General features: G+C 64.8%; 12 protein-coding genes. 4 read left to right on the forward strand and 8 right to left on the reverse strand.

The features are described 5' to 3' along the window. Positions 1-68: 68 nt before the first annotated feature. Complete coding sequence (locus NKI08_RS14165; protein ID WP_352470773.1) at positions 69-524, forward strand: Crp/Fnr family transcriptional regulator; 456 nt, start codon at positions 69-71, stop codon at positions 522-524. A 46-nt stretch (positions 525-570) separates the two neighbouring features. On the opposite strand, the gene NKI08_RS14170 is transcribed toward NKI08_RS14165, so the two are convergent. From NKI08_RS14170 to NKI08_RS14195, 6 genes are all read right to left on the reverse strand, one after another. Further along, entirely contained in the window at positions 571-1,464 is an 894-nt protein-coding gene (locus tag NKI08_RS14170; RefSeq protein ID WP_352770204.1) for a sugar phosphate isomerase/epimerase family protein, read from the reverse strand. 110 nt (positions 1,465-1,574) lie between these two features. Continuing rightward, a complete protein-coding gene (locus NKI08_RS14175) occupies positions 1,575-2,513 on the reverse strand; it encodes an ABC transporter substrate-binding protein (RefSeq protein WP_352470775.1) in 939 nt (312 codons plus the stop codon). An 86-nt stretch (positions 2,514-2,599) separates the two neighbouring features. Beyond that, the gene (locus tag NKI08_RS14180; protein ID WP_502899605.1) at positions 2,600-3,577 is read right to left on the reverse strand and encodes an ABC transporter permease subunit; all 978 of its coding nucleotides are present in this window, start codon (positions 3,575-3,577) and stop codon (positions 2,600-2,602) included. Positions 3,578-3,597: 20 nt separating this feature from the next. After that, positions 3,598-5,142 (reverse strand): sugar ABC transporter ATP-binding protein, encoded by a 1,545-nt coding sequence (locus tag NKI08_RS14185; protein WP_352770208.1) that lies wholly within the window; start codon positions 5,140-5,142, stop codon positions 3,598-3,600. Then, complete coding sequence (locus NKI08_RS14190; protein ID WP_352770211.1) at positions 5,139-6,518, reverse strand: FGGY-family carbohydrate kinase; 1,380 nt, start codon at positions 6,516-6,518, stop codon at positions 5,139-5,141. The genes NKI08_RS14185 and NKI08_RS14190 overlap by 4 nt, the downstream gene beginning before the upstream one ends. Continuing rightward, the gene (locus NKI08_RS14195; protein ID WP_023680486.1) at positions 6,515-7,297 is read right to left on the reverse strand and encodes a DeoR/GlpR family DNA-binding transcription regulator; all 783 of its coding nucleotides are present in this window, start codon (positions 7,295-7,297) and stop codon (positions 6,515-6,517) included. The genes NKI08_RS14190 and NKI08_RS14195 overlap by 4 nt, the downstream gene beginning before the upstream one ends. Before the next feature lie 228 nt (positions 7,298-7,525). Here NKI08_RS14195 and NKI08_RS14200 point away from each other — a divergent pair, with 228 nt between their 5' ends. From NKI08_RS14200 to NKI08_RS14210, 3 genes are read left to right on the forward strand one after another with little or no spacing between them, the layout of a single operon-like run. After that, positions 7,526-8,569, forward strand: coding sequence for a class II aldolase/adducin family protein (locus NKI08_RS14200; RefSeq protein ID WP_352540847.1), 1,044 nt, complete (start codon positions 7,526-7,528; stop codon positions 8,567-8,569). Position 8,570: 1 nt separating this feature from the next. Continuing rightward, positions 8,571-9,857 (forward strand): FGGY-family carbohydrate kinase, encoded by a 1,287-nt coding sequence (locus NKI08_RS14205; RefSeq protein WP_352770214.1) that lies wholly within the window; start codon positions 8,571-8,573, stop codon positions 9,855-9,857. After that, entirely contained in the window at positions 9,854-10,705 is an 852-nt protein-coding gene (locus NKI08_RS14210; protein WP_352770217.1) for a TIGR01459 family HAD-type hydrolase, read from the forward strand. The genes NKI08_RS14205 and NKI08_RS14210 overlap by 4 nt, the downstream gene beginning before the upstream one ends. Positions 10,706-10,717: 12 nt before the next feature. Here NKI08_RS14210 and NKI08_RS14215 read toward each other — a convergent pair whose 3' ends face one another. Further along, the gene (locus NKI08_RS14215; RefSeq protein WP_352450145.1) at positions 10,718-11,524 is read right to left on the reverse strand and encodes an exodeoxyribonuclease III; all 807 of its coding nucleotides are present in this window, start codon (positions 11,522-11,524) and stop codon (positions 10,718-10,720) included. A gap of 128 nt (positions 11,525-11,652) precedes the next feature. After that, positions 11,653-12,336 carry an outer membrane lipoprotein carrier protein LolA gene (locus NKI08_RS14220; protein WP_352470783.1) on the reverse strand — a complete coding sequence of 228 codons (684 nt, stop codon included), beginning with the start codon at positions 12,334-12,336 and terminating at the stop codon, positions 11,653-11,655. Positions 12,337-12,377 lie beyond the last annotated feature (41 nt).

The following is a 12,377-nucleotide window of genomic DNA, read 5'->3' on the forward strand; positions in this document are numbered from 1 at the left end:
GGCTGGAGGTGGTTTTGGATCGGCCTCGTAGGGGAGGAGTCGGACTGACGGTTCGGGGACATAGCTAGATGGCGCTGGATGACGACATCCGCATCCTGTCCACCGTGAGGCTCTTCGAGGGCTTTACGCAGGAACAGCTGCGTCTGCTCGCCTTCGGCGCCGAAACCACCATGTTGAAAGCCGACCACAAGCTTTACCGCGAGGACGACGAGGCTGATTCGGCCTACATCGTGGTCAGCGGCCGCATCGTCCTCTACCGCGAGCACGACGGCGAGCGCATCCCGATCGGCACCGTCGGCCCCGGCACCATGCTCAGCGAACTGGCGCTGATCGCCGACACCAACCGGCTGACCAGCGCCTCCGCCGAAATCGATTCGGAAGTGCTGCGGCTCAGCCGCAAGATGTTCCGCCGCATCCTCGAGGAATACCCGGAACTGGCGGTTCACCTGCACCAGCGCATTTTGGAGGATTTCCAGGCGATGATTCGCCGCATCGAGGAACTTGGGCCGCGTTTTGCCGGCTAATATAGCGCCTCTGGCCTAACCAGATCGACTTCGGAACTGCGAGGGCTCAGGGCCGGTGCGTTGCGGAAACAAGCTCGGCCTTGCGCCGTGCCGTCTCCAGTCCCAGCGCAATGAAGCGGCGCGCATGTTTGGCCAGCTCCAAATTGTCGGTCCACAGATTGCGCCAGATCGCGGTTTTCCGCGACAGGTTCTCGTCGACGATTTCCGAGGAGAAGGATTCGAAGCTGAGGTCGTCGCTGTAGCCGATGGCGGTCAGCGCATCGAATATCCCGGCAAAATCGATATTGCCGGTGCCGAGGAAGCCGCGATGGCTCTCGCCGATATGCACATAGCCGATCTTCCCGACCGCATTGCGAATGGCCAAGCCGACATCGGCCTCCTCGATGTTCATGTGGAAGCTGTCGAGATGCAGGAAGATATTGTCGGAGCCGCTGTCCGCGATGAAGGCCATGCCTTGCGCGGCGGTGTTGAGCAGATTGCTTTCGAAGCGGTTGACGATTTCGAGGTTGAGGGTGACGCCGGCTGATTTTGCCGTGTCCGCCACCTCGGCCAGCGTGCCGGCGCTGCGGTTCCACTGGTCACGCGTCGGCGCCTCGCTCTGCAAGCCGTGGCTGGTGCTGAGGATGCCGGCAACCTTCTGGCCGCCGAGATCGCGGGTCAGCGCGATCGTGCGTTCCAGGATTTCGACGCCGTGCGCGGCAATCGTTTTGTCGGCGCTCGAAATATCGCCGTCGGCCGGCAATCCAATGCTGATCGCAACGCCGAGGCCGAGATCGGCGATCCGCTTGGCCAGGCCGTCAATGTCGACATTGGCGGGGTCGAGATAGGAGAATTCGATCAGGTCGAAGCCGGCTTCCCTGGTGTTGGCCAGCGTCCGCTCGAGGTCGCCCTGCGCCGAGCTCGCCGACCAGACGAATGAGTGGATTCCGATGCGCGACATGATCGTCTCCGGTTATTTCCAGCTGACCCAAGTCCAAAGCGGTTTTGGCAATCCGATGCTCGGACAAAAAGGTGCGGGCGGTCATACCCGCCGCACCCCGCTTGGGAGGCTTAGCGAGCCGCGGTCCAGCCCTTGTAATCCTTCAAATTGTCGGCCGTGATCAGCTTCGGGTCGAGCAGCACAGTCGGCTCGGCCGGCTTCTTGCCGGCAAGCAGGTCAGCCGCCATCGTCAGCGACTGGCCGGCCATCACATAGGGATCCTGCGAGGCCGAGGCCTTGATCATCGACGTGCCGGAGGCGAGTTCCTTCTCGATATCGGGTGCACCGTCGACCGCGGTGAAGATGAACTCCGAGCGGTTGAGCTGCTTGGCCGCAAGCTGGGCGCCGATCGCCGTCGGATCGTTGATCGCGAAGACCGCGTCGATCTTGTCGAAACGCGTCAGCAGCGACTGGAACACTTTCAGGCCGCCGTCACGCGAGCCTTCGGCGTTCTGGTCGTCGGAAAGGATCTTGATGTCGGGGTGCTTTGCCAGCACGTCCTTGCAGCCCTTGACCCGCTCCAGGATCGACGACGAGGCCGGGCCATTGAGGATGACATAGTCGCCCTTGCCGCCGGTATTATCGACCAGATACTGGCAGGCCTCTTCGCCGGCCTTGACGTTGTTGGTCATCACGGTGACGTCGGCGCCGGGCGCCGAAACGTCGAAAGCGGCAACGACAATGCCGGCCGCCTGCGCCTTCTTCACCGCCGGCGCGATCGCCTTGGCATCGACTGCGTTGAGCATGATGACGTCGACACCGGCAGCGATGAAGGAATCGACCTGCGATACCTGCTTGTTGAGATCGTAGTCGGCCGATACCGAGGTCACCTGCACATTCGGGTTGATCTTCTTGGCCGCGTCCTCGATGCCCTTGATGGTGGCGACGAAGAACGGGTTGCCGAGCAGTCCGACCGAGATGCCGACTTTGTTCAGATCCTTTGCCGATGCCGGCGCGATGACGGCGGCCGCAAGGGCGACGCCGCAGAGCAGTTTAGCGATGGTCTTCATTGTTTTATTTTCCTCCTGATGCCCCGCGCCTCTCACGGTGCGTTACACATGAAACCGGCTCGTTGGATGCCGGCGACTAAGGGCCATCACGTTCTTGCTCCTGCCTGGAGCCGGTAACGGTCGAGGGCGACCGCCACGATGATGACCAATCCCTTGATGATGTACTGCCAGATGTCCGAAACACCGGCGAGGATGAGCCCGTTGGACAGCACGGCGATGATCAGGCCGCCGATCAGCGTGCCCCAGATCGAGCCGACACCGCCGACGAAACTGGTGCCGCCGAGGATGACTGCGGCAATGGCGTCGAGTTCGTAGGACTGGCCGAGCTGAAGCCCGTTGGCGGCATAGAGCCGGGCCGCCGACATGGCGCCGCCAAGGCCGGCCAGAAGGCCGGAAACGCCGTAGACGACGAGCAGCACCAGCGGCACCTTGATGCCGGTCAGCCTGGCGGCCTCGGCGTTGCCGCCGACGGCGTAGATCCAGGTGCCGAGCACGGTGCGCTTGAGCACCAGCCAGGACAGGACGACGACCGCCAGCGCGATGATTACCAGCCACGGAATGCCGAACAGCGAACCGTTGCCGATGAAGTCGAACGGCAGGTCCGCGTTGAACACCGTCGTGTCCTGGCCGAGCAGGCGGGCGACGCCGCGCACGGCGGTCAGCGATCCCAGCGTGACGATGAAGGGCGGCAGCTTGATATAGGCGATCAGCAGCCCGTTGATGACGCCGAAACCGAGCCCGACGAGAATGGCCGCGGGCACCCCCAGCAGTCCCCAATCGGGCACCAGCGACACCATCACTGCCACCATCGCCGAGGCGGCAAGGATCGAGCCGACGGACAGGTCGATGCCGCCGGTCAGGATGACGAAGGTCATACCGGCGGCCAGCACGATGTTGATCGACGATTGCTGCATGACGATCAGCAGATTGGTCTGGGTGAAAAAGCGCGGATTGATGAACTGGAAGCCGACCGCCAGCAGGATCAGGATCGGCAGCATGCCGAGTGCGGCAATGGCGGTACGCCACCTCGTACTCCTGCCGACCGCCCGGTCGTCCGCTTTCATCGTGTCGGCCACCTTGTCGGTCATCGCTGAGCCGCTCCCGTTGCAAGTTCCATGATCGCTTCCTGCCGCAGCGGCTCGCCCTCCGACGCCGTCACCTCGCCGGCAATGGTGCCGTCGCGCATCACCAGCACGCGGTCGGCGATGCCGATCACCTCCGGCAGTTCGCTGGAGATCATCAGGATGGCGATGCCTTTCTTGGCCAGGTTGTCGATCAGCCGATAGATTTCCGACTTGGCCCCGACATCGACGCCGCGGGTCGGCTCATCGAGGATGACGACCTGCGGCTCGGTTTCCAGCAGGCGGGCGAGCAGCACCTTCTGCTGGTTGCCGCCCGACAGCGAGCCGGCATTGGCCTGCACCGAGCTGGTGCGGATGGAGAGGTCTGACACCGCCTTGGCGGCGCGCTTTTCGGCAGCCGTGAAGTCGCGCAAACCGCCGGCCTTCGCGTCCTTTGCCAGCACGCCCATGCTGATATTGTCGGAGATCGACATGTCGAGAAACAGGCCAAGTTGCTTGCGGTCCTCGGTCAGGTAGGCGATGCCGGCATCGAGCGCCTCGCTCGGCGAACCGATGGATATCGGTTTGCCGCCGAGCTCCAGCGTGCCTGATGTGTGCCTGTCGGCGCCGAAGATCAACCGTGCCAGTTCGGTGCGGCCCGAGCCGACCAGGCCGGCCAGTGCCAGCACCTCGCCCTTGTGGAGGTCGAAGGAACAATTCTTTATGAGATTGCCGTCCGACATGCCGCGCACCGACAGCGCGATGGCGCGCTTGCTGTCCGGCGGACGGTGATCCTTCTTGTAGAACGTCGACAGATCGCGCCCGACCATCATCGATACCAGGCGCGAGGCGTTCAGGTCGGCGCGGTCGAGCGTGCCGACATAGCCGCTGTCGCGTAGCACGCTGACGCGGTCGGCGAGCTGGTAGACCTCTTCCATGCGGTGGCTGATGTAGATAATGGCGATGCCTTGCGACTTCAGCGTCGCGATCACGTCGAACAGCCGGTCGGTCTCACGCGAGGTCAGCGACGTGGTCGGCTCGTCCATGACGATGATGCGCGCATTGGTCGACAGCGCGCGGGCGATTTCCACCAGCTGTCGCTCGCCGAGCGACAGGCTTGCGACCGGAGTGCGCGCCGAGAAGGTCACGCCGAGCCGCGCGATGATCTCGCTGGCGCGCCGATTGCACTGCTCGCGGTCGACAATGCCGAACCGTCGCGGCTCGTTGCCGAGAAAAATGTTCTGCGCTACCGACAGATTAGGCGCCAGCGACAGCTCCTGATAGATGACCGCAATGCCGGCGGCTCGCGCCTTGATCGGGTCGCCAGTCGCGGCCGGCACGCCGTCGATCAGGATTTCGCCGCCGAGGTCCGGCCGGTAGGCGCCGGACAGCACCTTCATCAGCGTCGACTTGCCGGCACCGTTTTCGCCCATCAGCGCGTGCAGCTCGCCGGCATGAACGGTCAGCGACACATCGTGCAAGGCGCGGATCACACCGAACGTCTTGGAGATGTGGCGCATCTCCAGCACCGGCTGGCGCACCGTCTCGATCCGGGCGGCGGCGCTCATCGCGCACCTCCTGCAGTTGCGCTGGCCACAGCCCGGTCGGCGGCAAGGCCGCGCCAGTCGTTGCGATAGCCGGCAAGGCCGCTGAAACTTGCCGTATGCACCGCCTCCGGCGCTTCGGTGGCAAACTCGCGTCCGACGCTTTCGAAGGCAAGTGCGGCAGCACCGGTGGCGCTGCCCTCAAGCGTTGCGCCCTGCAGGAAAGCCTGCCCGGGCCGCAACTGCGCCAGCAACGCGGCAAGCAGCCCGCCATTGTTCAGGCCGCCGTCGACGATCACTGTGTTGTCCGAATGGATCAGCTCGAGGCACAGATCGACCATCAGCGCGACATAGAGCAGCGCCATGGCCGCGCGTTCCTCGGCATTGGGCGTACGCCCGACCAGTTCGCCGCGGCGGTGCGGCATCGGGCCGCCGGGCGCGAAGCTCGGCAGCGCCATAATGCCAGCGTCGATCACCCGTTGTATCGATGACGGCGCGATTGCGCCCTGCCAGCCGGCGCTGATCGTGGCGAATTCGCGCCCGCCCATGAAGCGGACGGTTGGCACCGGGCCGCCATCGACATCGACATTGACCAGCATGTCGCGCTCGCCGTCGAGTGCGTCGAGCGGGCAGTCCGGATTGAGCACGACCACCCAGGTGCCGGTCGAGACCACGGTCACCGGCCCGAGCTGCTGCTGGCGGTAGGCATGGAGCGCGGCATTGCTGTCGTGGACGCCATTATGGATGGCGACTGGCTTCGCGGCCTGGCCGAAGCGCTGCTCACCGATCACCGCGCCGGCACGCTCGAAGGCGGGCATCTGGCCGCGCCAGCCCTCGGCATCGACCAGCGAGCTGAAATCGCGTTTGCGCGGTGCCCATAAATGCGAGTGGCAGCCAAGATACGACACTTCCGATACCGGCCGGCCGCCAAACCGCCAGCTCCAATATTGGGGGTAGCCGAGGATCGATTTCGCTGCGGCGAAGGCACCGGGCTCCACCTCGTTCAGCCACAACATGTGGCGGCCGTAGTTGAAGCCAAGCGGGAGGCGCGGCGAAAAGGTCTCGGCAAAATCCGGAATGCGGCGGTCGATCTGCGCGGCGATTTCAGCTGGCGGTTCCTGCTCGTAATCGAGGATCGGATGCGTCAGCGCGGCTTCGTCGACCAACGCGAAGGTACAGCCATGGCCGGATACCATCAGCCCTTCCACGCCATGCGTGTCGACTGCAGCATCGATGGCGCGAGCCGCCCAGTCGTGCAGCGCTGGCTCGTCAAGCACGCTGAAGCCGCCTTTGCGGATCCAGCTCGGCTGGCTGCGGCGCTCGTCGAGGATCTGTCCGTCCTGGCCGAAGACGAACAGCTTCGAATTGGTCTTGCCGAAATCGAGGACGGCGATGTTCACTGGGCGCCTCCCGAGGAAGCCGCGATCCGCACCATGACGCCGGCATCTTCGAGCATGCGGGCATCTGTCTCGGACAGGCCGTCATCGGTGACCAGCGTGCCGATCCGCGACAGCGGCAGTGCCACATTGCGCGCGTGGATCGACAGTTTTCGGCTGTCGGCCAGCACGACGATCTGGTCGGCGCAGAGGCTGAGCTCGACGATCGAGCGGACCAGCAGCGGGTGCGATTCCAGAAGGCCTTCCTGGCCGATGCCTTGCGCGCCGAGAAAGAACTTCGAGGCGTAGAACGGCACCGTCTGCGTCAGCGAATGGATGATGCCCGGCTCGCGGTGCAGTTCGCCGCCGGCGACGGTGAGGCTGCAATGGCCGTGGTCGCTGAGATAGGCCGCGAGCGGCATCGAGTTGGTGTAGAGCCGGATGTTGCGGTCGGCGAGCTTGACGCCGAGATGGAAGCAGGTCGAACCGCCATGCACGATGACCGCGTCGCCGTCGCGCACCATGGTGGCGGCGAGAGCGGCGATCTGCCGCTTGGCCTCGACGGCGAGGTCGCGGTTCTCGTCATAGGGCCTGGCATAGGCGACGCCGGCTTGCGAAGCGCCATCGAGCGCCGAGATGCCGCCATAGACCTTGCGCGCTTCGCCGGCCTCGTCGATCTTGTCGATGTCGCGCCGCACCGTCGCCGCCGATACGCCAAGCCGCTCCTGCAGCTCGCGCACCGATGCGAAAGGCCGGTCCCGCAAAAGCTCGACAATCTGACGCTGGCGGCCGGAGTCGCTCAACCCTTACCTCCCAATGCGCTTGCCTCCCAAGCATTTTGCACGGCATTGCCGTTTTGCATGGCAGTTGGTGCAACTTACTCAGCGGCCCTCGGATTGCAAGCCTGATTTGACGCGATAACATCACTGTTGACGTAACTTACTCGCATCTGCGATACCAGCATGGGTCTTCGTCCCGGCACCGGGACGTCCAAAGCCGTGGCCACGCGGCCGGATTGTAGAGGAATTTCGATGACGATCAGTGCGGATGCGCAGGAACTGGCAGCGCTGCGGTCGCTTTCGGCCGCCATCGGCAGCGACCCGCATCTGACCCAGGCCGCCGGCGGCAACACCTCGCTGAAAGCCGGCGACACGCTCTGGATCAAGGCCTCCGGCACCTGGCTGAAGGACGCGCTCATCGCCGACATCATGGTGCCGGTCGGCATCCCGCCACTGCTCGACGCCATCGAACGGCGCGACCCGGCCGCCGAACAGCCGCAGGCCTTCACTGTCGACGCCCTCAACGCGCGCGGCTTGCGCCCGTCGATCGAGACCACCGTGCATGCGCTGATGCCGCAGCGCATCGTTCTGCATGTTCACTGCGTCGAGACCATTTCGCTGGCCGTGCAGGCCGACTGCGAGGCCGAGGCGGCCAGGCGGCTTGACGGCCATCAATGGGCGTATATTCCCTATCGCCGGCCGGGACTGCCGCTCGCGCAGGGTATCGCCGAGCGCCTTCGGCCAGGCGTGGATATCCTGATCCTCGGCAATCACGGCCTGGTCGTTGCAGCCGAGACCGTCGCCGCGGCCGACATGCTGCTGCGGCGCGTGACACGACTGTTGGCGCGGCCGCCGCGCCAGGTGGCCGAACCGGACATCGCGGCATTGACGGCGCGCGCCGGCGACAGCGACTACAGATTGCCGGCGGACGTTGAGGCGCATGCGGTGGCGATCGACCCCGAAAGCTGCCGCATGGCTTCGGGTGGCAGCCTCTACCCCGACCACGTCATCTTTCTCGGCGAAGGCTCGGTCGTGGCGAGACCGGACGAGGGTGTGAAGCGCGTCATCGAGCGCTGCGGCGCCGCACCCGTGGCGATCCTGTTTCCTGGACTCGGCGTGCTGATGCGCGGCGACGCCGGCGCCGGTGCCGACGCCATGCAGCGCTGCCTTTCCGACGTGACGGCGCGGATCGATGTCGCGGCGAAGCTGAATTATCTGACAGCGGCGGAGAATGACGAACTGATCAACTGGGACGCCGAAAAATATCGCCAGAAGCTCAATGCCGGAGGCAGCTGACATGCCGCGTTCGTCTGGTCCGCTTGCCATCGGCATCGACATCGGCACATCCGGCGCGCGCGCCGTCGCCATGCGTCCGGATTTTTCCGTTGCCGCGCATTCCGCTATTGCCCTCGAGCGATTTGGGCCGAACGGCCGTGACCCCGCAATATGGTGGGAGGCGGTCGGCGCGACGTTGGCGGAACTGCTCAAATGTATCGATCGCGCGGCAGTGCGCTCGATCGCCGTCGACGGTACGTCGGGCACGCTGCTGCCGGTCGACGGCGCCGGGCGGCCGCTGGCCGAACCGCTGATGTACAACGACAAGGTCGCTGACGACACTCTCCTGACAGCAATAGCCGGCGCGGCACCGGCAACGAGCGCTGCACTCGGGGCGACCTCCGGTCTCGCCAAGGCGCTGTCTTTCCAGCACCTGCCCGGCGTCGCCACTGTGCTGCACCAGGCAGACTGGATCGCCGGACAGTTTTCCGGCCGCTTCGATGTCAGCGACGAGAACAACGCCCTGAAGACCGGCTACGACGTCGAGGCCCGGCGCTGGCCGGACTGGATCGCGGCGACCGGCATGCGCATGGAATTCCTGCCCCGCGTCGTGCGGCCGGGCGGTGTCACGGGCACGCTCACCGCCAGCGCCGCGAAAATGTTCGGCCTGCCGCGTGACGTGGCCGTGGTCGCCGGCACCACCGATGGCTGTGCGTCGTTCCTGGCGACCGGCGCGAGTGCCGCGGGCGACGGCGTCACCGCGCTCGGCTCGTCGCTGACCATCAAGATCCTCTGCGACCGGCCGATCTCGGCGCCGCAATTCGGCATCTACAGCCATCGGCTGGGAGACATCTATCTGGCGGGCGGCGCCTCGAACTCCGGCGGCAAGGTGCTGGCCCAGCATTTCCCCGTCGCCCGCATTGTCGAACTCAGCAAAAAAATCGACCCGGCGACGAAGACCGGCCTCGATTATTACCCGCTGCCAGCGCCAGGCGAACGCTTCCCCATAGCCGATCCGGCGCTGTCGCCGTGCCTCGAGCCGCGGCCCGCCGACGATGCCGACTATCTGAAAGCGATGTTCGAGGGTATTGCGGCGATCGAAGCGCTCGGCTATCGCCGGCTTGCCGAACTCGGCGCCCCCCGGCTGACATCGGTCAGGAGCGTCGGCGGCGGTGCGGCCAATCCGGCCTGGACAGCGATCCGGCAGCGCAAGCTTGGCGTCGCTCTCGTGCCGGCTCTTTCGGAGGAGGCCGCTGCCGGCACGGCGCGGCTGGCGCTGATGGGCGCAAGCGCAGCGGGGCTTTTATGACGGCCAAGGCAATTCAACACCTCGACGGCATCGCCGCGCTGACCGACCGCTATCAGGTGTTCCTGCTCGACCAATTTGGTGTGCTGCACGACGGCACCAGCGCCTATCCAGGTGCTGTCGAAGCGTTGTCGGCACTCAAGCGCGCCGGCAAGACCATCGTACTGATCTCGAATTCCGGCAAGCGGGCGCAACCCAATGAGCACCGCCTGCTGAAGCTCGGCTTCGAACCGGGAAGCTGGGACCACTTTGTCTCCTCCGGCGAGGTGGCGTGGCGCTCCTTCCACCAAATGGCAGCCTCCGGAGCCCTGCGCCCGCAGACAAAATGCCTGCTGATCCGCCGCGACAATGACCGTTCGGCTGTCGACGGCCTGCCCTTCGTCCTGGCCAAGGACGGCGACGATGCCGAACTGGTGCTGATTTCCGCCAGCGAGGGCGATCGCTACGACCTCGACCATTATCGCCGGCTTCTTGGTCCGGCGGCGGCGCGGCGGGTGCCATGCTTCTGCACCAATCCCGACAAGATCATGCTGACTGCCGTCGGCCCTCGCTTCGGCGCCGGCCGGCTCGCCGATCTCTATGAGAGCCTCGGCGGCAGCGTGGTGCGCATTGGCAAGCCCAATCCGCAGATATTCGAGGCAGCGCTGGCACTGGCGGGCCACCCGGAGCGCGACAGCGTGGTCTGCGTCGGCGACAGCGTCGAGCACGACATCGCCGGCGGCAACGGCGTCGGTGTCGCGACGACGCTGGTCCTGTCGGGCATATTGGCGGGGGCGCCTGACCTGGAGGACGTTTTCGCCACGCTGAACGCCCGTCCCGACTACATCGCGGATAGCTTCAGGTTTCGCTGAGGCGAGACAAAGCTAATCCAGGTTGAAACGCCCGATCACCGGCACATGGTCCGAGGGCCGTTCCCAGCCGCGCGCCGGCCGCAGGATTTCATAGCCGGCAAAATGCGGCACCAGGTTTGGCGACGACCAGACATGGTCGAGGCGGCGGCCGCGATTTGAGGCCTGCCAATCCTGGGCGCGATAGCTCCACCAGGTGTAGAGTTTCTCCTCGTAAGGCACATTGAGCCGCATCAGGTCGATCCAGTCGCCGGCGAGCCGCATTGCCTCGAAGTTTTCCGTCTCGACCGGCGTATGGCTGACGACATTGAGGAGCTGCTTGTGCGACCAGACATCGTGCTCGAGCGGCGCGATGTTGAGGTCGCCGACCAGGATCGAGCCGGAGTGCTCGTCATGCTCGGCCCGCACGGCGTTCATCTCGGCAACGAAATCGAGCTTGTGCTTGAACTTGCGGTTGACGGCCGGGTCGGGCTCGTCGCCGCCGGCCGGAACGTAGAAATTGTGCAGCAGGATCGTTTTGCCGCCGGCGTTGACGGTGACCGACAGATGCCGGCTGTCGTCGATCTCGCAGAAGCGGCGCTTTTCGACCACCTCGATCGGCCGCCGCGCTATGGTGGCAACGCCGTGATAGCCCTTCTGGCCATGGAAGGCGATGTGCTCGTAGCCGAGCTTGCGGAACGCCTTCTCCGGAAACAATTCGTCCGGAACCTTGGTTTCCTGCAGGCAGAGCACGTCCGGCGCCTGCTCGACCAGCAGGCGCTCGACGATCGGCATGCGCAGCCGGACGGAGTTGATGTTCCAGGTAGCGACGGAAAACGGCATGTGGGTTCCGGATAACGCGAGATCCGCCGGATGTCCTCCGACGGAAGTCAATCGCGGAAACTACTGCCAGCCGCGCATCGCAAAAACAAGCCGCCGGCACCAGCGCGGAAGGCCTCCAACGGTAGAAGTTACCGCGTCTTGGTGTTCAGCTCGCGGTTCGCCGTATAGTCGATGGCGAAGGTGTCGGGGGCGAAGCTGACGCCCTCCTTGGTGTTGAAGATCATCACCGTCGTGTCCTTGCCTTGCGCATCGGTGATGGTCCACTGCCGCAATTCATAAGATTTCGGATCGAACATCATGGTGATCTTCGAATTGCCGAACACCGATTTGTCGGCAAGCTGGATGGTGGTGAGATCGTCCTCTTCCTTGACGCTTCTGACGCGCCCGCCGGACAGATCGATCTTGTCGTCGAGCAGCAGCTTCAGCGGCGTCTTCGACAGCGGATAGAGGTCGGAGGTCCGCAGCTTCTTGTTGAGGATGACCACCGACTTGCCGTCGGAAATCACCCTGAAATTCGAGGCGCCGTCGTAATTGAAGCGGATCTTGCCCGGCCGTTCCAGAAAGAACTTGCCGCCGGTCTGCTCGCCCTTGGGTCCGAACTGCACGAACTCGCCGCTCATCGATTTGACCGAGGAGAAATGATCGGCGATCTTCTGCGCCGTCGCCGGAACCGCTGCTTGCGCCGACGCCAGCAACTGGACGCCGGGCACGAGGTTGGCGGCCGCCGCACCGGCCAGGACCAGGCCGAGGCCGAGGACCTGCCGGCGGGTTGGGGCGAAATCCCTGCTTGGGGCGAGAGTTGCGTTTTTCATGCCGGTCACCATCATCTGATTGCTTGCTCGTTATATTGGTC

This window comes from Mesorhizobium sp. M0768 (assembly GCF_040320195.1).
Taxonomy (GTDB): domain Bacteria; phylum Pseudomonadota; class Alphaproteobacteria; order Rhizobiales; family Rhizobiaceae; genus Mesorhizobium.

Bases quoted from the DNA above. Each gene is read 5' to 3' on its own strand.
- NKI08_RS14165 (WP_352470773.1), top strand. From the start codon at position 69: ATGGCGCTGGATGACGACATCCGCATCCTGTCCACCGTGAGGCTCTTC.
- NKI08_RS14170 (WP_352770204.1), bottom strand. From the start codon at position 1,464: ATGTCGCGCATCGGAATCCACTCATTCGTCTGGTCGGCGAGCTCGGCG.
- NKI08_RS14175 (WP_352470775.1), bottom strand. From the start codon at position 2,513: ATGAAGACCATCGCTAAACTGCTCTGCGGCGTCGCCCTTGCGGCCGCC.
- NKI08_RS14180 (WP_502899605.1), bottom strand. From the start codon at position 3,577: ATGAAAGCGGACGACCGGGCGGTCGGCAGGAGTACGAGGTGGCGTACC.
- NKI08_RS14185 (WP_352770208.1), bottom strand. From the start codon at position 5,142: ATGAGCGCCGCCGCCCGGATCGAGACGGTGCGCCAGCCGGTGCTGGAG.
- NKI08_RS14200 (WP_352540847.1), top strand. From the start codon at position 7,526: ATGACGATCAGTGCGGATGCGCAGGAACTGGCAGCGCTGCGGTCGCTT.
- NKI08_RS14205 (WP_352770214.1), top strand. From the start codon at position 8,571: ATGCCGCGTTCGTCTGGTCCGCTTGCCATCGGCATCGACATCGGCACA.
- NKI08_RS14210 (WP_352770217.1), top strand. From the start codon at position 9,854: ATGACGGCCAAGGCAATTCAACACCTCGACGGCATCGCCGCGCTGACC.
- NKI08_RS14215 (WP_352450145.1), bottom strand. From the start codon at position 11,524: ATGCCGTTTTCCGTCGCTACCTGGAACATCAACTCCGTCCGGCTGCGC.
- NKI08_RS14220 (WP_352470783.1), bottom strand. From the start codon at position 12,336: ATGAAAAACGCAACTCTCGCCCCAAGCAGGGATTTCGCCCCAACCCGC.